The organism is Pseudoalteromonas tetraodonis, assembly GCF_002310835.1.
Classification (GTDB): domain Bacteria; phylum Pseudomonadota; class Gammaproteobacteria; order Enterobacterales; family Alteromonadaceae; genus Pseudoalteromonas; species Pseudoalteromonas tetraodonis.
The window spans coordinates 1,712,874-1,735,570 of the sequence record NZ_CP011041.1 but is presented as its reverse complement, the minus strand read 5'-3'; the positions used below and the strand labels follow the sequence as shown (position 1 = coordinate 1,735,570).

Below are 22,697 nucleotides of genomic sequence, written 5' to 3'. Positions count from 1 at the left end.
AAAACAAAGCGATAAATTGAACTTAACTTCAATATATCGCTTTACCTTCTAAAGGTTCTTTTCAATGATCCATCCAAAGTTTCGTACTATTGTGTTTGCCTTTTTTATGGCACTTTTCATGTCAGGTTTTATGTCGTTAGTTATTTCTCTATTTAATGTTGGTATGGTCGATAACATCGTATCTATCTGGCTTAAAGCGTGGTTATTTGCCTTTTGTATTGCCTTTCCAACGGTTATATTTGTTGCCCCCGTTGTCCATAAACTGACTAATAAACTCATTCGCGCTTAACGTTATGATTATCGCTAAATTACATAAACCTGTATTTATAATATTACTGGCTTTGTGCATCACTCCATTTATCGGCGCTGGTAGTGCCTTGGTTATGGGGGCGTTATTTGCGATTACCTTGGGTAACCCGTTTGCTGAGTTATCACAAAAGGCCAGTAAATGGATGCTAAAGTTGGCGGTTGTGGGGTTGGGGTTTGCTGTTGATTTTAATCAGGTAATTGAGGTTGGTCGCACCTCTTTAGTGTTAACAATTGTCAGTATTACTGCCATAATTGGGCTTGGCGAAATTTTAACTCAAGTGTTTAAACTTAATCGTAACACAGGCGTGTTAATTTCCTTTGGAACCGCTATTTGTGGTGGTAGCGCTATTGCGGCCATGGCACCGGTTATAAAAGCCAAAGATCATGAAGTGGCTGTGGCGCTGGGTATCGTATTTTTACTCAATGGTGTAGGGTTATTATTATTCCCTGCAATTGGGCATTATTTTGAACTAACCCAAGAGCAGTTTGGATTATGGGCTGCACTTGCAATTCATGATACCAGCAGCGTGGTAGGTGCATCGGCTACTTATGGTGCAGTGGCACTGAGCATAGCAACAACAGTGAAGCTTACTCGTGCTATGTGGATTATTCCATACACTACGCTTGCGGGTGTGTTTATGCGCTCAGATGAAAAGGCGAGTATTCCATTATTTATTGTAGGCTTTTTATTAGCCGCATTAATTAATAGCTATGTGCCGTCGCTTTCATCTTATTGGGAGTTGATAAACATTGCAGCGAAGCAAATACTAGTGATGACACTGTTTTTAATTGGCAGTGGTTTGTCGTTATCGGTACTAAAGCAAGCAGGAATTAAACCGTTTTTAATGGCTGTGATTCTTTGGATCGTGGTTAGCAGTGTTATTTTATTATCAATTATAGATGGATTCATATAATGAGACATGATCTCGGTATTAAAATTATTGGTGGCTTTTTATTGTCACTGGTTTCAGCAAGCTATGTTCACGCAGAGTCATTACGGGTCGCAACGTTTAATGTCAGTATGGATGCAACCAATTACACCGCTAAAAATGAAAAAGTAAAAAGCGATGCCTTAGTTAACGCGCTGCGCTCTGACCACCAGCAAATTAAAAATATTGCTGAAATAATTCAACGCGTTCGTCCAGATGTGGTGCTTTTAAATGAATTTGACTACGTCCCTAAATCACAAGGGATAGAATACTTTAAAACCCATTACTTAAATGTAGGGCAAAATGATCAAGCTGCTATCGATTATCCTTATGTTTACATTGCACCAGTTAACACAGGCTTAGCCACAGAGTTTGATTTAGACAACGATGGCAAAAAAAATGGTGTGATGGGCGATGCGCAAGGTTTTGGATTTTTTGAAGGCCACTACGCAATGGCGTTTTTGTCTCGTTACCCCATTGATTTTGACAACATCAGAACCCTGCAAACGTTTAAGCACAAAGATTTACCGAATGTGAAAATGCCGGTAGATCCAAAAACCAATACAAATTGGTATAACGAAGAAGAATGGAATGCTTTACGTTTAAGCTCTAAATCGTTTTGGGATATACCGGTAAAAGTAAATGATAAAGTAGTTCACATGTTAGCCTCGCATCCTACGCCGCCTGTGTTTGATGGTGATGAAGACAGAAACGGCATTCGTAATCATGATGAAATTAGATTAATTGCTGATTACGTTAATAACGAAAGTTACCTGTATGACGATAACGGTAAAAAGGGCGGCCTTGCAGCAAAATCACGCTTTGTGATTTTAGGTGACCTAAATGCCGCCCCTGAGGGCGATAAAAAGCGCACAAATACAACAGATCAGTTACTTAAAAGCCCGATGATTAATGCCGGTTTTATTCCAACCAGTGAGGGCGCTAAAGAGCAATACCCACAAGCTTATGCTAAAAATTACACTGCTAACTGGCAGGCACGCGTTGATTACGTTCTGCCTTCAAATTATGGACTAACCATTAAAGATGGTGGCGTATTTTGGCCGAAAAAACAAAGCGAATTGTACCGTTTAATCAAAGATAGAAACGCATCAAGTGACCACCGTATGGTATGGCTTGATTTAACGGTTGAATAAACGGGTTACTCACCCCGATATCAGCGTTGTTTATCTTAAATAATTGCAATTATAAAGGTGCTTCTGCTTAAATACGGTTAATTATAATAACCGTCAAGAAGCACTATGATTTTTAAATTTTCATCTTCTAAAACACTTGTTGCAATGGCTGTTGCGTCAAGTGTTATGTTAGCGGGCTGTACAGCAACCGCCACAACTTCTAATGACTCAGCTATTCAAACAAATACCAAGGTTGCAAGTGTTGTTAACACACCTGCAGACATGGGTGTCTCAAAAATTACGCTTGAACAAGCGATGGCTCACCCTGATTGGATTGGACGCCAACCGCAAAGTGCATTTTGGAGTGCTGACTCAAGTACCGTTATTTACGCGCGTAAACAACAGGGTAGTGAGCTAAGAGATTTATTCACTCAAGCTGTAAACGCTCAAACAGCAGAGCAAGTGGCTTTAAATCAGCTTCACAGCGTAGGCTCAAGTAAAGCTGTTTTTTCTAACGATAAATCACTTCAAGCTTATGTGTTTGAAGGCAACATATTTATTAAAAACGTACAGTCAGGCGTAATTAAGCAAATTACGCAAAGCTCAGCCACCGAGTCAAAACCACAATTTTTAAACGATGGTAACTTAGCGTATCGCCAAGGTAATATCTTTTTTAAAGTAGATTTAACCACAGGTTTAACCCGTGAAATTGCTAATTTAAAACTGGCTGACAAACCACAAGGCGTAAAAGAGCCAACAACTTATATTGCCAAAGAACAACATAAGCTGATTGATTACATTGCACTGCAGTATAAAAACAAACAAGACAAGTATGCGCGAAATGAGCAAGTTAAAACCCAAAATAGCTCAATTGCCAACACGCATTACTATTTAGGCGATGGCAACACGGTTGATGAGGCCCAGCTTTCTCCAAATGGCGACGCGTTAATTGTGGTTGTTCAAGAAAAAAGTTCATGGCGTGGTGAAGGCGACATTATGCCTAACTACATCACTGATGATGCGACTATAGAGCCTAAAAAAGTTCGCCGTCGTGTGGCTGACGCTAAAGAGCAAACTTCTGAAATTGTTTATATTAACCTTGCAGATCAAAGCCAAACTACTTTAGGGTTTAATACCTTGCCTGGTTTTGATGAAGATGTACTCGCTGAGGTTAAAAAAGAAAACTATGCCCGCGAAGGCAAAACGTATAAGTCTAAGAAACAACCGCGTGGCATTAATGTAATTTCAGACTGGGGATGGGATCAATCGCCTATCAGCTGGAACGATGATGGCAGCCAAGTGGCGATTATGCTTGAAGCGTGGGATAACAAAGATCGTTGGTTGGCCACCGTTGATTTTGAAAATAATAAACTCGTATCTCAACACCGTTTACATGACGATGCGTGGATTGCGTATGCGTTTAACGACTTTGGTTGGTTAAATGATTCAACCACGCTGTATTATTTATCGGAAGAGTCGGGGTACAGTCAGCTTTATAAAAAACCTTTAAATGGCAAAGCTATAGCTTTAACACAAGGTCAGTTTGAAGTGTCTGACTTAACCCTTACTGATGACAATAGTGCTATTTACTATAAAGCGAATATTGAGCATCCGGGTCTTTACGAGATATACCGCGTTAATCCACAAACAGGTGTTAGTGAGCAAGTAACCGACTTAAACGGTATGACGGATTACACCTTAAGCCCTGATCAATCTAAGTTATTACTTAGACATTCTAAAATCACTATGCCGACTGAACTTTATGTGGCAGAGGCTAAAGCAAACACAACTGCGACTCGTTTAACCAATACGGTATCTGATGCGTTTTTAGCTAAAAAACTCACAGCGCCTAAAATTGTTGCTGTGCCATCAAGTCATACAGATCAGCCCATATACGCCAAAGTCTATTACCCCGCTGATTATCAAGAGGGTGAAACAGGCAAAACCCGCAAAGCGGTTATTTTTAACCACGGTGCAGGGTACTTGCAAAATTCACACATGGGGTGGTCTGGCTACTTCCGTGAATTTATGTTCCATTCATTACTAGCAGATGAAGGTTATGTAGTAATGGATATGGATTACCGCGCATCTAAAGGCTATGGTCGTGATTGGCGAACGGCTATTTATCGCCAAATGGGAACACCTGAAACACAAGATCTAGCCGATGGCGTAAAATGGATGGCGGATAATGCCAATGTTAATACCCAAGCGGTAGGGACTTACGGTGGCTCTTATGGTGGGTTTATGACCTTCATGGCGTTATTTACCGCGCCAGACTTGTTTCAATCAGGTGCAGCGCTTCGTCCAGTGACTGATTGGGCTCATTACAACACAGGTTATACGGCTAACATTTTGAATCACCCTGATGTTGACCCGATTGCCTATGAGCGTAGTTCACCTATTTATTATGCAGAAGGGCTTAAAAAGCATTTATTAATAAATGCGCCTATGGTTGATGATAATGTGTTCTTTCAAGATTCAGTACGTTTAGTACAGCGTTTAATAGAACTTGAAAAAGAAAACTTTGAAACAGCAATCTTCCCAGTAGAACCGCATGGTTTTGTTCAGCCTTCGAGCTGGTTAGATGAATACCGTCGAATTTATAAACTGTTTAAAGAAACGCTTTAATCGACTAAAAATAAAAACGCCACTTATGTGGCGTTTTTTTAGCTGTGTTTATTATCGTTTTTGATGTGTTTTACAACCAGCGGCACAGCTAATAAAACCCCACCAATTGCGCCAATTAAATGCGCATCAACGGCCACCGTTGATTGAATAAGTTGACCAATTTCTGCGCTTGGACCATTAACTTGCTCAAGAATAAGCTTTATCCATACGCCAATAAACAAGATATAGCCTGATTTTAGCCCAACGGTGACATCTTTTATGGCCCCCCACACGATCACGCCATGCAATAGCGCACTCAGCCCTGTATAAATAATGATTGTTGGACAAAACCAATAAACACCCAAGCCACACCAAAGCGCAAGGAGTGCAATATTAAAGCTGTAATGCTTAGGCGTTGTGTATTCGCCATGAAGCAACCAAATAAGTGCTATACCGGCACAATTTAAACCTAAATGTGCCCAGTTAGCATGCACAAATTGGCTGGTAAATAAACGCCACAGTTGGCCTTGTTCAATTAATGGGCGATTAAACTCAAGCTCATTGTTCATACCAAGCCATGCTAAGAGCGTACTTAATACAATTAAACACAAGGGGGGTAAAACATAACGCGGCTGAAGGGGTAAATTAAGCATTTAATGATCATTTTTTTATATTTATTTTTGCATATTGTGCCTGTTTAACTTTAAGATGCCAATTATCTTCCATGCAATTTAAGTTTAATCAGTAATTATGAATTTTAAGCTCAACTCTTTATTTGCTCTCTCTTTAAGTGCACTGTCTTTCCCTTTATTTGCACAGCAAGCAAGCCAAATTGAAACCCGTGAACCAGAAGCCGCCACAGGGGTAGTACAAAAGCAATTAGTACCTGGCGATAAATACATGGTTGCGGCTGCAAATCCTTATGCCTCACAAGCGGGAAAGGCCATTTTAGCCCAAGGCGGAAGCGCCGTAGATGCCGCAATTGCCACCCAATTAGTGCTTACATTAGTTGAGCCGCAGTCATCAGGCATTGGTGGTGGTACGTTTATGATGTATTACAACAAAGCTAACAATAAACTCACCAGTTTTGATGGTCGCGAAACAGCCCCCAGTAATGCCGATGAAAACCTGTTTTTAAATGAACATGGCAAAGCTGTTAAATGGATTGAAGCAGTTGTAGGTGGTCGCTCTGTGGGTGTACCAGGTATTTTACATGCGTTTGCCAGTGCCCATAAACAATATGGTAATTTGCCATGGGCAACGTTATTTAAGCCAGCTATTGCACTAGCCGAACAAGGGTTTGAAGTATCTCCACGATTACATGGCTTACTCGTTAGGCAGTTAAACCCGGGTGTTATGAGTATGCCGGTGATCAATGAGTATTTTTTCCCCAATGGTGAAGTGATCAAAGTAGGCAGTATTAAAAAAAACCAGCCGCTTGCTAATTTATACAAAGACATTGCCTCACAAGGGATTGATGCTTTTTATAAAGGTGATAATGCAAAAGCCATGGTAAGTGCAGTGCAGAAATCAAAAATTGCCCCGGGTAAATTATCTGTACAAGATCTTGCTAACTACACCAGCAAAGAGCGCGCCCCTGTATGTATTAAATACCGCGTTTACAAAGTGTGCTCAATGGCACCACCTAGTAGTGGCGGTGTAGCGGTGCTACAAATTTTAGGCTTGCTTGAACATAAAGATATGGCCAATATTAAAGCTAATAGCGCAGAGGCTATTCATTACTTTAGCCAAGCATCGCGCATTGCGTTTGCTGATCGAAATAAATACATTGGCGATCCTGATTTTACCCAAGTCCCTACCGAGGAGTTATTAAACAAAGATTACATTGCTACCCGCGCAAAGTTAATTAGCGAAGAAGATAAAAAAGCATTTCCTGGTGATCCAGTTGATTACTTAAGCTACGCAAATGATGACTCTTTTGAACTTCCGTCTACGTCACATGTCTCGATTGTTGATAGCAAAGGCAATGCTGTTTCGATGACCAGCTCTATAGAAATGGCGTTTGGTTCGACGGTCATGGTTAATGGCTTCATTTTAAACAATCAGCTGACTGATTTTTCACTCTCGCCGCGTAAAAATGGCAAGTTAGTGGCTAACAGAGTAGAAGCCCATAAACGTCCGCGCAGCTCAATGTCACCCGTAATGGTATTTAATCAAGATGGGAGCTTACGTTTAGTGGTCGGCTCTCCTGGTGGTAGTCGCATTATTGATTATGTAGCGCAAGTTGTTATTGGCGTTTTAGATTGGAATTTAAACGCGCAACAAGCCATTAATTTACCGCGAACCACTAATCGCAACGACTACACCAGCGTAGAAAAAGGCACTGCACTTGAAGCAGTGGTACCAAAGCTTAAAAAGCGCGGCCATGATGTGCGCGTGATTGACTTAAACTCTGGGCTGCATGCGGTAGAAGTTAAAAATAACCGTTTGTATGGCGCCGCCGATCCTCGCAGGGAAGGGATGGCATTATCGGATTTAAGTAATAATAAAGCCTCATTTAAATTCTAAAACATGTATAATCAACAGCAGGTTTGCAGCTAATGTATTACCTGCTGTTATTTATGTAATAGCTTAATAGTTAATGATTATTTGATTGAAAATAGTATGTTAACTAATGTAAAAAATTAGCAAACCTAAAAATAACTGACACTGTTGTAACCATTGCACACAGCAAACGCTGGTCTAATGCCCGTTTTTAATTTTTATAAATTCACAACAGCCTGCTAACATGTTCACCAAATATGAGTGACTTTATACTAAAGTAGCGCTTGTATTTGTAAATTTTCAATGGTCTGACAAGCTTAAATGTCATTGCAATTTAGCCTTTAACAATGATAATGGCAGATCATTACTTAAGATTCAGTAAAGCTTGGAAATATGACTACAAATACCGATCCAAATTATCTTTATATTCCTTATTCTGGCCCAGGCCTAATTGAAACCCCGCTATTGAATAAAGGAAGTGCTTTTAGCCAAAAAGAACGTGAAAACTTTAATCTTGCTGGTTTACTTCCTCCTCGTTACGAAACAATAGAAGAACAAGTTGAGCGTTGTTACCAACAATACTCAAGTTTTAACGACAACTTAAATAAGCACATTTATTTACGCGCCATTCAAGATAATAACGAAACGCTTTTTTACCGTTTAGTGCGCGATCATATCGAAGAAATGATGCCTATTATCTACACCCCAACAGTGGGTGATGCCTGTGAAAAGTTTTCTGATATTTATCGCAGTGCCCGTGGTTTATTTATTTCGTATGAAGATCGCTTTCACATTGACGATATTTTACGTAATGCCACAAAAGGCAAAGTAAAAGTGATTGTTGTTACCGACGGTGAGCGTATTTTAGGTCTTGGCGACCAAGGTATTGGCGGTATGGGCATTCCAATTGGTAAACTTTCTTTGTATACCGCGTGTGGCGGTATTAGCCCAGCTTATACGTTACCGGTTATGCTCGATGTGGGAACCAATAACGAAAAATTATTAAACGACCCAATGTACATGGGTGCTCGCCATAAACGTATTACACAAGATGAATACGATGAGTTTTTAGACTTATTCATTAAAGCAGTAAAACGTCGCTGGCCAAATGTGTTATTGCAGTTTGAAGATTTTGCTCAGCCTAATGCAATGCCATTATTAAAGCGTTACCGCAACGAAATTTGTAGTTTTAATGATGATATTCAAGGAACTGCATCGGTCACTGTGGGCTCTTTATTAGCAGCATGTCGTGTTAAAGGTGCTAAATTATCAACTCAAAAAGTTGTTTTTGTAGGCGCAGGCTCTGCAGGCTGTGGTATTGCTGAACAAATCGTTAGCACTATGGTTGCTGAGGGTATTAGTGAAGCACAGGCACGTAGCCAAGTCTTTATGGTTGACCGTTTTGGCTTATTAACAGATGGTATGCAAGGCTTACGTGACTTTCAACAAATGCTTGCACAACCAACTAGCTGCTTAGCTGATTGGATCTACAGCGGTGAATACGCGTCGTTATTAGATGTAATGCATTGTGCTGAACCAGATATTTTAATTGGTGTATCAGGCCAACCTGGCTTATTTACCGAACAAGTCATTCGCGCTATGCATGCTAAATGTGAATCGCCAATTATTTTCCCGTTAAGTAATCCATCTAAGCAAGTTGAAGCGTATCCAGAAGATGTAATTAAATGGACCGATGGCAAAGCAATTGTTGCAACTGGCAGCCCATTCGACCCAGTTGTTTATAACGGTGTGACTTACCCAATTCCACAATGTAATAATAGTTACATATTCCCAGGTATTGGCTTAGGTGTTATTGCCGCCAAAGCAACCCGCATTACCGATGCGATGCTAATAATGTCGAGCGAAATGTTGGCTGAGTCGTCACCTTTAGCTAATACAGGTAAAGGCAGCTTACTACCGGCACTGACTGAAATTGAAACGCTTAGTAAACGTATTGCGTTTGCAGTGGCTAAAAAAGCAATTGAAGAGGGCGTAGCCCTTGAAATTTCAGACGATGCGCTGTGGGCAGCCATCGACAAAAACTACTGGTTACCAAAATACCGTAACTACAAGCGTTGCAGTATTTAATTACAGTAGAGATTAAAAAACAGGCTTTTGCCTGTTTTTTTATGCTTGTTCATCTTTAATTAACCGCATAAGGTGTTAACTGAGGCAATCAAATTTAAAAGGATAGACTTATGAAAACGCTTTCGATTTTAATCGCCGCATTACTCAGTACATCAGCTTATGCAAGCAACGCCCCAGAAGAGCCGCATATTTATGTTAAAGGTGAAGCTTCAGTAACGACGATGCCGGATCATGTTTTATTAACGGTGGGCATTACTGAAATAGATAAAGACTTAATTGCAGCAAAAAAACAAACCGATACCACTATGGCTAGTGCAATAAGTTTAGTAAAAAAACTAGGGGTAGATGATGCGGATATTAATGCCGGTCAAATTTCTATATACCGTGATAACCAATATAATCGTGAAACAGGTAAACAAGAGTTTACTGGCTTTAAAGTATCAAGAACGCTCACCATTAAACTCTCTGCAATTAATAAATACCCTGAATTGCTACAGAGCTTAGTTAATAATGGCATTAATGAAATTAGACAAACGCAATTTTTAGCTAGCAACTACGATGAGCTGCATAAAAAAGCACAAAAAATGGCAATTAAACAAGCTAAAGTCGCGGCAAAAGAGCTAAGTGACGACTTTGATGTAGAGTTAAAAGGCTTATATAGCGCGTCGTTAACCCCGCTTGATATGCCATCAACACCGTACATGCGCAGTGAAAAAGTAATGATGGCAGACAGTGCACCTGGTAATTATGTCCCAGAAGCCTATCATGCGGGTGAAATTACTATTAGCGCGTCAAGCTATGCAATTTATTATATAGATTAGGGTTTGATGATCTTTCAATGCCAAATAGGCGCTGCCGAGGAGCGATAACTCTTTGCCCCTCGGCAGAATAAATAGCTTTACAGAGCCTACTCGCTAATAGGTTGGTGCTGCTCAAAACGTGCCACCAACTGCTTACCTTGTAACTCACTAATTCGCACTATTGCTTGTAGCATATTTCTAATTTCTCGCCGGTCATACTCATTACAAATGTGCTGATTAATATCATCAACAATGGCACCTAAATAATTAAACACACTGTTTCGAGCTTCAACATCCTCGTTGGCAATAAACAAAATATTTTTAAATGCTTCAATAACATTGGTCATTACATAGGCATCTGCTTTGGCATAATTACGCAAAGGAGTGAAGTTATCGTGCAGTAATTCATCAAAACTGGTTTCATGGAAATAGAGCAAAGGGGCTTCTTCTGGTTGATAATACGCGTAGTTAATCGCATTAATCTTTAGGCGAGCAATCAATAAAATACTCAGCATATCAATAGCTTTAACCGCTGTGCCCGGATCGTTAATCCCGGGGCTCATTGCTTTTACCGCAATTTCAGAAATTTGGGTTAATCCATAACGGTAATGATCGCTGATGTATTCTTCTATATAAAAAATAAAGCAGTCTAAAATTTTCTCTATTAACTCTTCGTTTTCACAAATGTCTTTATTACACTTTAAGAAAGGGTAGCCTTTAACGGTAAAGTAACCTTGCTTAACAGTAATAAAAAGTTTTATTTTTTCTTCAGCCAAAATAGCACACAGCTTATTTGTGTGAACCCCTTTGTAGTAACCCTCAGTAGTACTTTTTATTGAATGCCAATTTGAAAATTCAGGAAAGTTATCAACGGGGTTATCGCCTTGTTTGTTGATGATGTCTTGGATCTCTTGTTTGGTTTGTCTAAATAAACCATTTAATACGTTATCAACCTGAATTGCTTTTGAAATAGAGTGAATAAAAAAAACGAACAAGCCCAAAGAAATCAAACCAAAAATTAACGCAAAGAGTACCCCTAATGAGGGTATTGCCGTATTTCCGTTATCTAACTTATTAATATTAATGAGCATTATAATAGAATAAATAATACTGCCTAAATAAAACCCTAATACCATTTGATGCGATTTACGGGTAATAAGCCCAGGAACGACTCTGGGTGACAAGCTAGCGCTGGCCGCATTTAAAACCACCATCACCATAGAAAAACTAAATACGGTTAACGAAATAATACTACCAGCTAAGGTGCTTAATATGGTTCGTGCGTTTTCTGCACTGTCTACTAATACAAATGAGATTAATGATTTAAATTGCTCTATAGGGGCTAAATACTCAACAGACATAGTGAGTACAGCAAAAATTAAAAACGCAACAGACAGGAGCGAGGGATAAAAGCCAATACTGTTTATTATTTCACGATAGTGATTGGTGATTTTTGTTCTTAAATACATATTATCCTTACTTATTTCTATTCCAATGTATAAATTACTCTAGCATAGTTCATGATAAAACTACTGATTTACCGCTTAACTTATGTGTTATTATTGCTGAAAAATTAAATGGACTATACTGTGATCATATCTAGCTATGCGGCCTTATTGGCCCTTTATTATATTTATTTGAGTGTTAATATTATAAAAATACGTAAAGCCGAAGGGATTTCGTTAGGTAATGGCAGTAATACCGCGCTTGAACGTGCAACCCGAGCGCATGGTAATTTTATTGAGTACGTGCCCATTAGCTTAATTTTAGTTTTTTTATTGGAGTATCAAGGGTTAGCTAGTCATTATGTACATGCACTAGGCGGTTTATTATTTATCAGCCGTGTTGTTCATGGTTCTGCCATCATTAACAATAATTTAAAGGCACGTGGATTGAGCATGATGTTCACCTTTGCTATTGTGATAGTAAGCGCGGTGTTATTACTTTTAAGTAGATAAACGATTATGCGGTTAGCTATTTTTTTTACATGTTTATATTTTTTCAGTTCACTGACAACATTTGCATGGGCAATAGAAAATAATAGCAAAAACACCGTTTCTAGTTTGCATGTTGTATACCCCAAAACAATGCGCAGTGGTGAAGATGAAATATTATACCCGTTAGTACTATTAAGAACAGCTCTGCAATTCAGCGGAGAGAATTTTACATTACAACCCTCAAGTATTTCGATGCCACAGAGCCGCGCGTTAAAGCAAATTCTTCATAATGATGAAATAAACGTAGCTTGGACCATGACCTCTAAACAGCGTGAGCAACAATTACTACCCGTTAGAGTGCCTATATTTAAGGGGTTATATGGGTGGCGTGTTTTGGTAACTACACAGGATAAAGTGAATACCTTATTAAACATCAATACCCTGAGCGACTTTAAAAGCATACACTTTATTCAAGGGCATGATTGGCCTGACACACAAATACTGCAGGATAACGGCTTAACTGTATCGACATCAATCGAATATAGTTCGTTATTTAATATGTTGATAAAAGGCCGAGGTGATGTATTTCCTCGTTCTGTGTTAGAGGTTGAAACTGAGTTCAATACCTTTAAAGATGAAGCCGGTGCTAACCTCACGATAGTGCCACACTTATTGTTGCAATACCCAAGTGCAATCTACTTCTTTTTTAGTAAAGAAAAGCCCGAAATAGCGCAAGCGGTTGAGAAAGGCTTAGCTATTATGCGTAAAAACGGTGAGTTTGATCGTTTGTTTAAGGCTTATCATCGCAGTGCGATTGAGCATGCAGATATAAAAAATAAAAACATCATTAAATTAAAAAACAATCAATTACCCGCATTAACACCCCTTAATGATGCATCACTTTGGTTTTCAGAAAAAGACATTTAAAACGCCATGACACAAAAAATATTTATTATTGGTTTACCACGTACTGGGACGACTAGCGTATGTAATGCATTTTTAGATTTTGGTATACCTACTGCCCATACTGCTTACACTAACGCTTGTTTTGAAAATGCGGTGGCTATCGCAGACACACCTGTATTTAACGATTATCAAACATTAGATAAATATTACTCAGGTTCTAAATTTGTATATTTAAAGCGAGAACTTAGCGCGTGGCTGCCTTCAATCAAACAGCTTTTACTGCGTATGCATACTAATTTAACGCGTGCTGATGGGGGCTTTAATATTCATTTAAAGCGCTGTTATTTAAATACGTTTAATGATTTTTCACTCGAAAACATTAATCAGGATGAATATTTAACTAATTGTTATAACACTCATTTTAATAGTGCTAATGCTTATTTTGCTGACCGGCCTAATGATTTTTTAGCCATTGATATAGCAAATCCCGAGAGCTTTAATAAGCTATGTGAGTTTTTAAATATTACCAGCAGCTTAGCTGGCTTTGAAAAAATGAACATGGGCGGTAAAGTCACTGCATGGAACGATATAAAGCACCCATTAAAAATTGAGTCGACGGCGAAAGGGCGGATCGATAAGTTTTTGCCTTATGAAGGTTAAATTTAAATCGCGATCAAAGATTTTTATTTTTAAATACGCTAAAATCCACGCATTATTTTATAAGTTGTATCCCTATGTTTGAATTAAAATACCACACGCCATTTGAATGGACCGAAGTTGTTTTAGCCGACTTTGAAACCTTTTTACAAGACCACGCCGCTGCTGAAAAAAAAGCATCTGGCATGGCTATGTCAATGCTTTCACATTATCCGGATAAGCGTAAATTAGTTAAAGCCATGACTGACTTAGCTCTTGAAGAGTTAATTCATTTTAAACAAGTACTTAAACTATTAATTGAACGCGATACTAATTTGGGTGACGATAAAAAAGATCCATACATTAAACAAATTCGTGCACACTTTAGGCATGGTCGTGACGGTTTTTTAATGGACAGACTATTAGTAGGTGGGGTAATTGAGGCGAGGGGACATGAACGTTTTTCTTTAGTTGCCGAGGCACTACCTGAAGGAAAAGAAAAAGATTTTTATGTCGCAATTGCTAAATCAGAAGAAAAACATAAAAATTTATTTGTGGAACTCGCCTACGAATACTTTGATAAGCAAGAAGTTGACGAACGCTTAGACGAGTTACTAACAATAGAAGCCGAAATTTGTAAAAACATTCCTTTTACAGCGGCTCTTCATTAAAAATTACGGTATGTTGTTTTAAAAGCAAAAGCAAAAGCAACATACCAACTTTTCAATTTATAACTGCTCCCTTCATACTAATTAAACAATCAAATAAACCCTATGTAGATCAACTTTACTGCGCTTACTTTACACAGCCTACTCATAAACAGCTATTATGAATTATTAAAGTTTAGCTTATCGAAGGATGTGAACCGATGCAGCCAATTAAACACATTGCCGTATTAACCTCAGGGGGCGATGCGCCTGGGATGAACACCGCATTATTTGCCATAGTAAAAACCGCTCAACAACACGGAATAAAAGTGTCGGGCGTTCGAAAAGGGTTTGAGGGTTTAATTGATAATGATTTAGTGACACTTGATTTCAAAAACCTACAACAAACCATGCACTTAGGTGGTACTGTGTTAAAAACAGCGCGTAGTGAAAGATTTAAAGGTGATGCCGGTAGAAATCAAGCACTAGCCACAATTGAACATAATAATATTGACGCTTTAATTGTGATAGGTGGAGATGGCTCCTTTAGAGGGTGTTTATGGTTATCACAAATTACTGACATACCGTATATAGGCATTCCAGGCACTATTGATAATGATATTGCGGGTACAGATTACACCTTAGGGTTTGATACCGCAGTAAACACATCAATGCAATGTATTGATAATATTAGAGATACTGCAGAATCACATAATAGGGTGTTTGTTATTGAAGTAATGGGACGTGATTCTGGTTATATTGGCACTTATGCCGGTTTAACCTCTGGCGCCGATTCGATATTAATACCTGAAAGTGATGAAGACATAACTTATTTAGTGGATAAAATTAGCGATTATCACAGTGAGCATGCTTTTATTGTGGTGGTATCTGAAGGTGATGAAATTGGCGTTGAACATATATGTGAGAAAATAAGTGCCGTTAATCCCAGTATAGATTTGCGCGTAACTAAGCTAGGGCACTTACAACGCGGCGGTAATCCATCTGCAGCGGATCGTATGTTAGCAATAAGATTAGGCGTACACAGTGTTAAGGCTTTATGTGCTGGAGAAAGCGCTAAAATGGTGGGTATTTTAAATAACAAAGTATCAAATACTCCTATGCAAGATGTTGTAAAACAACATGTTATAAATGAAGAGCTGCAAGGGCTGTTATCTGTATTTTGCCGCTAACAATGAATTAAAGAGGAATAATGACCAATGCGAGATAATAAAAACTCTAAAATGACGATTATTAAAGGTATTACAATAAGTTTTTTATTTGCCGGTTCAACAGTCGTATTGGCCAAAGATGATTGTGCAGATTTAACGGGGTGTGCGAAAAAAGCCTGTGAAGTTAACCACCAGTTATTAACTGCAAAACGCCAAGGTAATTCACACCAAGTTGCAGGTCTTAATAAAGCACTCAATAATATAAACGCATATTGTACTCATGATGGATTAAAAGCAGAGTTGCAACAAAAAATAGATGATACCAATAGCGAAATTGAAGAATATAAAACCGATCTTAAAAAAGCTAAGCGCCAAGGTAAGCATGAAAAAGTTAAAAAGTATCAGCAAAAGCTAAACGACGAAACTAAACAGCTTAAGCAATTAATTGATGAGCTAAATAGTTTGATTGATTAAAATGTCATTACAGCGTTTTTATATTTAATAAAGTAGAGCATATTACTATAAATAAATAATGTGCGAATAAAAGGGCTAAAATACCATGTTTATAAGTGACGTAATTGCCGATAGTTAGTTTGCTTAAGTACATATACATTCTATTTAACATAATATAAATTATAGGTAGTAACATGCCTATATATAAGTAGTGATCTATTTTAAAAGTTTCAAGCCTGCTAAGTCCAATACTAGGCGGTATCGGACATTAAGTGACTTTAAACAACTATTATAGTTATTCATAGTTATCACCTTGAGGTTCCTTAATGCTTAGCTTAATATTAAAGCACAAGCCGTAAAAAACATTGAAGTATTCATATGGAATTTGTACGCCCACTCGAACCAATTTTAATTATTGATGATGTTAAACAGATCCGCGCTGATTTAAGCCAAGTATTAGCCGGTTTAGGTTTTGATGACATTATTGAGTGCGATAATTTTAATTGTGCTAAACCTCTGCTTATTGAAAAATCACCCAACGTTATATTCTTAGATGTTGATTTACCTGATTCTGAAAGCATTGAAATTTTAGAGTCAATTAACAACGAACACCCTCATGCACATGTTGTTATGTGTTCAGGCCACAATAGCTTTGAAACAGTGCAAAATACCTGGGAGCTAGGCGCAAAAGAATTTATAGCTAAGCCCTTTAACGCGCAAAAAGTTGATGCGGTAATGAAACGTTTAGAACTCATAGATTAAAGGAAATTATGCAGCACATTGTTACGACAATAATTGATGACCTATCTACCGTTATATTTGGTAAACAACAACAAATAAAATTAGCGTTAGCCTGTTTATTTAGTGAAGGCCATTTACTAATTGAAGACTTACCCGGCATGGGAAAAACCACTTTGTCGCATGCATTAGCTGCAGTTCTGGGGTTATCTTATCAGCGTATACAATTTACCAGCGATTTATTGCCCGCTGATATTATTGGCACCAATATATTTAATAATAATGAACATAGTTTTTCATTTCATAAAGGCCCAATTTTCAGCCAAGTGGTGCTCGCTGATGAAATAAATCGCGCGGGCCCTAAAACACAAAGTGCTTTATTGGAGGCGATGGAAGAACATCAAGTAACAGTAGATGGAGACAAGTACCCGCTCCCTACTCCATTTTTTGTAATTGCGACTCAAAATCCATTATATCAGGCAGGTACATACCCGTTACCAGAATCACAACTAGATCGTTTTTTAATGCGAATAAGTTTAGGGTTTCCACCTAAAGATGCAGAAAAACGGTTACTGTTAAATAATCTAAAACGTGATTATTCGCAGTTACCGCAGCGAATTGAACAACATCAACTTAAGCAAATTCAAGATGCTATATCAAATATCACGCTAAGTTCGCCAGTGGTTGATTATATAATTGAGTTAGTGACTTATACTCGTGAGTCTCAAACATTAACGACTTCGCTTTCCCCAAGAGCCAGTATGGCACTGGCTAAATCGGCCAAAGCGTGGGCTTATATTGAAGGCCGTGATTATGTACTACCCGAAGATGTACAGGCTGTTTTTTCAAGTGTGTGTCAGCATCGATTAGGTTTACATAGTGATGCGGGCGATATACAAATAGCGGCCATTTTAAAACATGTTTTAGTGCCCGTTTAGGTAAATGCGTATTTATAAATTTAAGCGCCCTACTTTTATTCACGATATAAAAAGCGCGATTTTAACTGCCTTATTAAAAAATAAGCACAAAAAAAATAGCATCACCTTAAAACATAATACTATTTATGTTTTACCATCCACGCTTGGCGTTTACTTTAGCGTTGTTGCATCATTAAATTTTGTAATGGGGATTAATTATCAAAATAATTTAATTCTGTTTATGGCTTATTTAATGTTTGTAATTATAATTTTTGCATTGTTATTGGGCTACAGTAATGCCAGAGGTTTAACTGTCAGCTTTAAATACGCCATTGACAGTTTTGCGCCTCAGACACCACAGCTAGTTTGGCAAATAGAAGCCGATGATCCTTGCCAATCCATTACATTGAGTTACCCCAAGGATTTAAAAAATGCGTGTTACATTACGCGCGTTAAAAATGAAGTAATAAAATGCCAATTATCATTACCTTACACCAAGCGAGGCTGTTACAAGTTAAAGCCAATAAAAATTGCCAGTAATTACCCCTTTGGTTTAGTCAGTGTGTGGAGTTATATACAACCGAATAAAGCAGTGTATGTTTATCCGTCAATAATTAAAACAACAAATCAAAAACACCAAAACTTAGTTGCAAATAATACCGATGAAGGCACTGAAAAACATAAAGGTGATGATGAATTTGAAAGTTTAATTACTCATTTGCCAGAAATGGGGTTACAGCGAATATCATGGAAGCACTATGCAAAAACACAGCAATTACTTGTAAAACAATTTAGTGATTTTAAATCAGCGGATGCACAATTCGATTTTAACTTAGTCACGGGCGATACTGAAGAGCGTTTAGGGCAACTCTGTTTTTTAGTTTGCCAAGCATTTGAAAGTGATATTAATTATTCTTTAAAACTTCCTAATAAATTAATCACCACCAATTCAGGCAAGCTGCATTATCAGCGTTGTTTACAAGCGTTAAGCCAAGTCGGTAATGATAATGAATGAGATTAAAAACCATCGCGTTATTAACTTTGCTCTATCGTTTATTTATTTAGGGCTAGTCAGTTTTTTTACAGAACACTTACCCCTGCCCTTTATTGCAATGCTTAGTGTGTTATGTGGCTGGAATATTTATTTAACAGTTAAACAAAAGCAGAAACCCAACGCGTGGTTTGCTAATGGATTGGCCGCCATTGCATTAATTATTATGCTAAGCAGCATAGGCTTTAAAGATACCGTTGTATTGTTTGTAGCCATGCTGTTATTGTCGTGTGTTTTTAAATTATTGCAGGCAAAATCAAAACAGCATTACCAATTGATCATTACCCTTACGTTCTTTTCACTCTCAGCGGTATATTTGTTTAGCCAAACCATTTTTACTACCTTAGTTATAAGCACCTTCTATATTTTAAACTTTGCGGTGCTAGGGTTATTAGAGTCTAGTCATAGCTTAAAACTCTCTTCAAAACAAAGTGCTAAAATTATGCTACTGGCTTTTCCTTTAGCCGTAATACTTTTATTATTTTTACCTAAACTTCCGGCATTTTGGCAACTACCCGGTCCAAAAATGGCACAAACAGGATTATCTGAACAAGTCGATCCGTTTGATATAGCAAAGTTATCAAATTCTGATGAACTGGTATTTAGAGCAAAATTTAATGGTACACCACCCCCTACGCCCTATTATTGGCGCGCTATTGTACATGATGAATTTGATGGTGCAGCGTGGAAAACATCATCCTTTTTAAAGCAAGCGTTGATATTACCCGCTAAAAAAAGCACGAGTGAAAATGAGGCTCAGTATACGGTTATAGCTGAGCCTGCTATTTCAGATTGGCTATATGGGCTTGGTTTTTCAAGCAGTGAAAGCCCCAATGTTATTGCCAATACTTTAGGTTTATTACGAAAACAACAATATAAATCCAAGGTTTTACAATATGCAGTTAATAGTGAACCGTTATCTAGTACATCGCTTAATAAGTCCCAACAGCGGTTTTATAGCCAATTAACTGTTAGTAATAATCAAAAATCTCAGCAGTTAGCGCAACAATTAAAAAATAATAGCGCCAATGCCGATGAATTTTTTAATCGACTTTTAAGCTATTTTTCAAAAAATGAATTTAGCTATACACTTACACCTACACCCATGCGCGGCGAAAATACGCTCGATCAGTTTATGTTTGATAATAAACGCGGTTTTTGCGGGCATTATGCCAGTGCCGCCGCCTTTATTTTTAGAAGTGCAGGTATTCCTGCGCGTGTTGTCAGTGGCTATTTAGGTGGCGAGTTAAATAAAAACAGTGATTACATGACTATTCGTCAATACGATGCGCATGCCTGGGTTGAAGTATATACCGGTGCCGGTTGGAAAATATTTGATGCCACGGCGGTTGTCGCACCCGAGCGGTTAAACGGCTCCTTGTCACAAAGTGCTACCCTTAATGACGAATTCAAAAATAATATTAACTTTGGGCTCGTTAGTTTAAGTAACTATGCCGCCATTAATTGGCTTAGACTTGAATTAGAAAACTTAGATTATCAATGGTCTAGTTGGGTGCTTGGGTTTGATAAAGACAAACAACAAGATTTATTTGCTACCTTATTTGGTAATAAGTTTATTTGGCTCGTGCCACTTGGGGTTATTATTATTTTAATTTTGAGCTTTACGGCTTACTTTATTTATTTAAACAGACCTAAAGCCTCAACAAAACAACCGCCACTGGTCAATGAGTATTATGAAATTATTCGTTGGGCTAATAAACACGCGATTAGCTGTCCTGAAAATGCCACGCCAACTCAAACTTTAGAACACATTAGCAAACAAGTTCCCCATGCAGAGCAACAAATAACCGCTTTTTGTGAGTTATTTAAGCAAGTGCGCTATGCAAGGCATCCATTTAATAAAGATCGTAAAAATCAGGCTAAAGATCTGATAAAATTAATTAAATCTACAAAACAGAGAAATCTATGAACGCAGTAATTATCGGCGTTATTTTAATGCTTGGACTCACTTTAGTCCGTGTAAATGTGATTGTTGCAATGACGATAAGTGCACTGGTTGCCGGATTAACCGCTGGCATGGGATTGAAAGAAAGCATCGATGCATTTAATTCAGGATTATCGTCAGGTGCCGAGATTGCTTTAAGTTATGCTATGTTGGGCGCATTTGCCGTGGCAATTTCTAAGTCAGGCCTAACACGTATTTTAGCCGCGAAGTTATTGGCAAAAGTTAATGCACAAACAGGTTCGAGTGAAACCCTGCTCAGCTATTTTATCCTGTTTATTATTTTGATTTGTGCTATTTCTTCACAAAATTTAGTCCCTGTTCATATTGCGTTTATTCCTATTCTAATTCCGCCGCTATTAGTGGTGTTTAACAAATTGCGATTAGACAGACGCGCTATTGCTTGTATTTTAACCTTTGGTTTAGCCACCTCGTATATGGTACTCCCTTATGGGTTTGGTGGAATTTATTTATACTCTATATTACATAAAAACCTAGTGGATAATGGCCTTGAAATAGTCAATACCAGCGTACCTTTGGCGATGATTATTCCTGCTATTGGCATGTTCGTGGGGTTGTTAATTGCGCTGTTTATTACTTATAGAAAACGCCGAGAATATACAAATACCGCCCTTACCGTTGAGAGTAAACAAACAGAAATTGATAACCCCAAAAAAGTAATGATGGTTGGTTTATTTGCTGTTGTTGCGTCGTTAATTGCTCAAAATGCCAGTGGCTCTATGATATTAGGCGGCCTAGTTGGTGTGGTTATATTTAGTGTATTCGGTGTGGTTAAGTGGGAAGAAAACGGCGACGTATTTAGTAAAGGCGTGGCAATGATGGCCATGATTGGTTTTATTATGATCTCAGCACAAGGCTTTGCCGCGGTCATGAAAGAAACTGGGCACGTAGCCAGCTTAGTTCACAGTAGCGCCGCTATTTTTGATGGTAATAAGCCGATGGCTGCGGCTGTAATTTTATTAGTCGGCTTATTTATAACGATGGGAATTGGCAGCTCGTTTTCAACGGTACCTATTATTGCCACCTTATTTGTTCCTTTATGTTTAGAGCTAAACTTTTCCGTTATGTCAACCGCTGCACTTGTTGGTACTGCTGGCGCATTAGGTGATGCCGGCTCCCCTGCCTCTGATTCTACATTAGGGCCAACTTCCGGCCTTAATGCTGATGGTCAGCACGATCATATTTGGGATTCAGTGGTACCAACCTTCATTCACTTTAATTTACCGCTATTGGTATTCGGCTGGATAGCCGCCATGGTACTTTAATTTTTAAAAGGTGTGCTTTGTGCACGCCTTTTTATTTTGAAATTTACACCCTCCTTTTTTACTCATTATCTCAAACAAACATTAATGCTAAGTTTGCAGCATTAATAAATATAGTATGATGTGTTCTTAATGGGTTTTAATATAAGCACCTAGTTTGGTGCTTATATTAATTTACTATTTCGCGTTATAACTCAAAGCCATGTAGCATTTTATCGCATACTACCGGTGTTGGTCTGTGGTTATCATCCACGGCAACAAAGGTAAAACTACCCGTAATAGCAGAATGCTTATTATCTTTGTGCATGGTTTCTAGGAATATCTCAACATCTACCTTTAGGCTGGTATTCCCTACATGCGACACTTTTGAGATTAATTCGGCAAATGAACCTGCTGGAATAGCCTCTTTAAAATCTACCCTATCAGATGAAATAGTCACTAATGGCTTACGGCAAAAACGGGTAGCTGCTATAAAAGCAACCTCATCCATCCACGCTAATGCATCACCACCAAATAGCGTATTGTGGTGATTAGTACGCCCAGGAAATACCGCTTTTGTAACCGATGTGGTCGAATCTTTTATACGCTGCGCAATAATTGCTTCGCGCTCTACTTGAGTCATAATC

The 22,697-nt window shown here is 38.3% G+C and carries 21 protein-coding genes; 18 read left to right on the top strand and 3 right to left on the bottom strand.

The window, feature by feature from the left end; all coding sequences use genetic code 11:
- The first annotated feature begins 64 nt into the window (after positions 1-64).
- The 4 genes from PTET_RS07995 (at position 65) to PTET_RS07980 (ending at position 4,999) form a co-directional block, all read left to right on the top strand.
- Positions 65-289 carry a DUF2798 domain-containing protein gene (locus PTET_RS07995; protein WP_013464944.1) on the top strand — a complete coding sequence of 75 codons (225 nt, stop codon included), beginning with the start codon at positions 65-67 and terminating at the stop codon, positions 287-289.
- Positions 290-293: 4 nt separating this feature from the next.
- On the top strand, positions 294-1,223 hold the full coding sequence (locus PTET_RS07990) for a YeiH family protein (protein WP_096038432.1): 930 nt from the start codon (positions 294-296) through the stop codon (positions 1,221-1,223).
- Positions 1,223-2,392 (top strand): endonuclease/exonuclease/phosphatase family protein, encoded by a 1,170-nt coding sequence (locus PTET_RS07985; protein ID WP_033103442.1) that lies wholly within the window; start codon positions 1,223-1,225, stop codon positions 2,390-2,392. The genes PTET_RS07990 and PTET_RS07985 overlap by 1 nt, the downstream gene beginning before the upstream one ends.
- 105 nt (positions 2,393-2,497) lie before the next feature.
- The gene (locus tag PTET_RS07980; RefSeq protein WP_096038431.1) at positions 2,498-4,999 is read left to right on the top strand and encodes a S9 family peptidase; all 2,502 of its coding nucleotides are present in this window, start codon (positions 2,498-2,500) and stop codon (positions 4,997-4,999) included.
- Positions 5,000-5,037: 38 nt separating this feature from the next.
- Here the strand turns inward: PTET_RS07980 and rrtA are convergent, their stop codons facing one another.
- Positions 5,038-5,631: a rhombosortase gene (gene rrtA, locus PTET_RS07975; RefSeq protein WP_096038430.1), complete on the bottom strand. Its 594-nt coding sequence runs from the start codon at positions 5,629-5,631 to the stop codon at positions 5,038-5,040.
- Between the two features lie 97 nt (positions 5,632-5,728).
- Here rrtA and ggt point away from each other — a divergent pair, with 97 nt between their 5' ends.
- From ggt to PTET_RS07960, 3 genes are all read left to right on the top strand, one after another.
- Positions 5,729-7,507 carry a gamma-glutamyltransferase gene (ggt, locus tag PTET_RS07970; protein ID WP_036982702.1) on the top strand — a complete coding sequence of 593 codons (1,779 nt, stop codon included), beginning with the start codon at positions 5,729-5,731 and terminating at the stop codon, positions 7,505-7,507.
- A gap of 369 nt (positions 7,508-7,876) precedes the next feature.
- Entirely contained in the window at positions 7,877-9,571 is a 1,695-nt protein-coding gene (locus tag PTET_RS07965; RefSeq protein ID WP_036982701.1) for an NAD-dependent malic enzyme, read from the top strand.
- A 110-nt stretch (positions 9,572-9,681) separates the two neighbouring features.
- Entirely contained in the window at positions 9,682-10,392 is a 711-nt protein-coding gene (locus PTET_RS07960) for an SIMPL domain-containing protein (RefSeq protein ID WP_096038429.1), read from the top strand.
- Positions 10,393-10,478: 86 nt separating this feature from the next.
- On the opposite strand, the gene PTET_RS07955 is transcribed toward PTET_RS07960, so the two are convergent.
- A complete protein-coding gene (locus PTET_RS07955) occupies positions 10,479-11,840 on the bottom strand; it encodes a DUF2254 domain-containing protein (protein ID WP_096038428.1) in 1,362 nt (453 codons plus the stop codon).
- 120 nt (positions 11,841-11,960) lie between these two features.
- Here PTET_RS07955 and PTET_RS07950 point away from each other — a divergent pair, with 120 nt between their 5' ends.
- From PTET_RS07950 to PTET_RS07900, 11 genes are all read left to right on the top strand, one after another.
- Positions 11,961-12,329 carry an MAPEG family protein gene (locus PTET_RS07950; protein ID WP_096038913.1) on the top strand — a complete coding sequence of 123 codons (369 nt, stop codon included), beginning with the start codon at positions 11,961-11,963 and terminating at the stop codon, positions 12,327-12,329.
- Between the two features lie 6 nt (positions 12,330-12,335).
- Complete coding sequence (locus tag PTET_RS07945; protein WP_096038427.1) at positions 12,336-13,235, top strand: substrate-binding periplasmic protein; 900 nt, start codon at positions 12,336-12,338, stop codon at positions 13,233-13,235.
- A gap of 6 nt (positions 13,236-13,241) precedes the next feature.
- The gene (locus tag PTET_RS07940) at positions 13,242-13,874 is read left to right on the top strand and encodes a sulfotransferase (protein ID WP_096038426.1); all 633 of its coding nucleotides are present in this window, start codon (positions 13,242-13,244) and stop codon (positions 13,872-13,874) included.
- A 74-nt stretch (positions 13,875-13,948) separates the two neighbouring features.
- Positions 13,949-14,521: a tRNA-(ms[2]io[6]A)-hydroxylase gene (gene miaE, locus PTET_RS07935; protein ID WP_013464932.1), complete on the top strand. Its 573-nt coding sequence runs from the start codon at positions 13,949-13,951 to the stop codon at positions 14,519-14,521.
- A 197-nt stretch (positions 14,522-14,718) separates the two neighbouring features.
- Complete coding sequence (locus PTET_RS07930) at positions 14,719-15,687, top strand: ATP-dependent 6-phosphofructokinase (RefSeq protein WP_096038425.1); 969 nt, start codon at positions 14,719-14,721, stop codon at positions 15,685-15,687.
- A gap of 27 nt (positions 15,688-15,714) precedes the next feature.
- A complete protein-coding gene (locus PTET_RS07925) occupies positions 15,715-16,140 on the top strand; it encodes a DUF1090 domain-containing protein (RefSeq protein ID WP_096038424.1) in 426 nt (141 codons plus the stop codon).
- Positions 16,141-16,497: 357 nt separating this feature from the next.
- Positions 16,498-16,881, top strand: a complete 384-nt coding sequence (locus PTET_RS07920) for a response regulator (RefSeq protein ID WP_013464929.1) — start codon at positions 16,498-16,500, stop codon at positions 16,879-16,881.
- Positions 16,882-16,889: 8 nt separating this feature from the next.
- Positions 16,890-17,795 (top strand): AAA family ATPase, encoded by a 906-nt coding sequence (locus PTET_RS07915; protein ID WP_096038423.1) that lies wholly within the window; start codon positions 16,890-16,892, stop codon positions 17,793-17,795.
- Positions 17,796-17,799: 4 nt separating this feature from the next.
- Positions 17,800-18,789, top strand: a complete 990-nt coding sequence (locus tag PTET_RS07910) for a DUF58 domain-containing protein (protein WP_096038422.1) — start codon at positions 17,800-17,802, stop codon at positions 18,787-18,789.
- Entirely contained in the window at positions 18,782-20,755 is a 1,974-nt protein-coding gene (locus tag PTET_RS07905; protein WP_096038421.1) for a transglutaminase TgpA family protein, read from the top strand. Before PTET_RS07910 ends, PTET_RS07905 begins: the two co-directional genes overlap by 8 nt.
- Positions 20,752-22,074, top strand: a complete 1,323-nt coding sequence (locus PTET_RS07900; RefSeq protein ID WP_096038420.1) for a Na+/H+ antiporter family protein — start codon at positions 20,752-20,754, stop codon at positions 22,072-22,074. Before PTET_RS07905 ends, PTET_RS07900 begins: the two co-directional genes overlap by 4 nt.
- Positions 22,075-22,258: 184 nt before the next feature.
- On the opposite strand, the gene PTET_RS07895 is transcribed toward PTET_RS07900, so the two are convergent.
- Positions 22,259-22,693: an acyl-CoA thioesterase gene (locus PTET_RS07895; RefSeq protein WP_008114650.1), complete on the bottom strand. Its 435-nt coding sequence runs from the start codon at positions 22,691-22,693 to the stop codon at positions 22,259-22,261.
- Between the last annotated feature and the right edge of the window lie 4 nt (positions 22,694-22,697).

Coding starts and splice junctions, on each gene's coding strand:
- PTET_RS07995 (WP_013464944.1), top strand. CDS start 65: ATGATCCATCCAAAGTTTCGTACTATTGTGTTTGCCTTTTTTATGGCA.
- PTET_RS07990 (WP_096038432.1), top strand. CDS start 294: ATGATTATCGCTAAATTACATAAACCTGTATTTATAATATTACTGGCT.
- PTET_RS07985 (WP_033103442.1), top strand. CDS start 1,223: ATGAGACATGATCTCGGTATTAAAATTATTGGTGGCTTTTTATTGTCA.
- PTET_RS07980 (WP_096038431.1), top strand. CDS start 2,498: ATGATTTTTAAATTTTCATCTTCTAAAACACTTGTTGCAATGGCTGTT.
- rrtA (WP_096038430.1), bottom strand. CDS start 5,631: ATGCTTAATTTACCCCTTCAGCCGCGTTATGTTTTACCCCCCTTGTGT.
- ggt (WP_036982702.1), top strand. CDS start 5,729: ATGAATTTTAAGCTCAACTCTTTATTTGCTCTCTCTTTAAGTGCACTG.
- PTET_RS07965 (WP_036982701.1), top strand. CDS start 7,877: ATGACTACAAATACCGATCCAAATTATCTTTATATTCCTTATTCTGGC.
- PTET_RS07960 (WP_096038429.1), top strand. CDS start 9,682: ATGAAAACGCTTTCGATTTTAATCGCCGCATTACTCAGTACATCAGCT.
- PTET_RS07955 (WP_096038428.1), bottom strand. CDS start 11,840: ATGTATTTAAGAACAAAAATCACCAATCACTATCGTGAAATAATAAAC.
- PTET_RS07945 (WP_096038427.1), top strand. CDS start 12,336: ATGCGGTTAGCTATTTTTTTTACATGTTTATATTTTTTCAGTTCACTG.
- PTET_RS07940 (WP_096038426.1), top strand. CDS start 13,242: ATGACACAAAAAATATTTATTATTGGTTTACCACGTACTGGGACGACT.
- miaE (WP_013464932.1), top strand. CDS start 13,949: ATGTTTGAATTAAAATACCACACGCCATTTGAATGGACCGAAGTTGTT.
- PTET_RS07930 (WP_096038425.1), top strand. CDS start 14,719: ATGCAGCCAATTAAACACATTGCCGTATTAACCTCAGGGGGCGATGCG.
- PTET_RS07925 (WP_096038424.1), top strand. CDS start 15,715: ATGCGAGATAATAAAAACTCTAAAATGACGATTATTAAAGGTATTACA.
- PTET_RS07920 (WP_013464929.1), top strand. CDS start 16,498: ATGGAATTTGTACGCCCACTCGAACCAATTTTAATTATTGATGATGTT.
- PTET_RS07915 (WP_096038423.1), top strand. CDS start 16,890: ATGCAGCACATTGTTACGACAATAATTGATGACCTATCTACCGTTATA.
- PTET_RS07910 (WP_096038422.1), top strand. CDS start 17,800: ATGCGTATTTATAAATTTAAGCGCCCTACTTTTATTCACGATATAAAA.
- PTET_RS07905 (WP_096038421.1), top strand. CDS start 18,782: ATGAATGAGATTAAAAACCATCGCGTTATTAACTTTGCTCTATCGTTT.
- PTET_RS07900 (WP_096038420.1), top strand. CDS start 20,752: ATGAACGCAGTAATTATCGGCGTTATTTTAATGCTTGGACTCACTTTA.
- PTET_RS07895 (WP_008114650.1), bottom strand. CDS start 22,693: ATGACTCAAGTAGAGCGCGAAGCAATTATTGCGCAGCGTATAAAAGAT.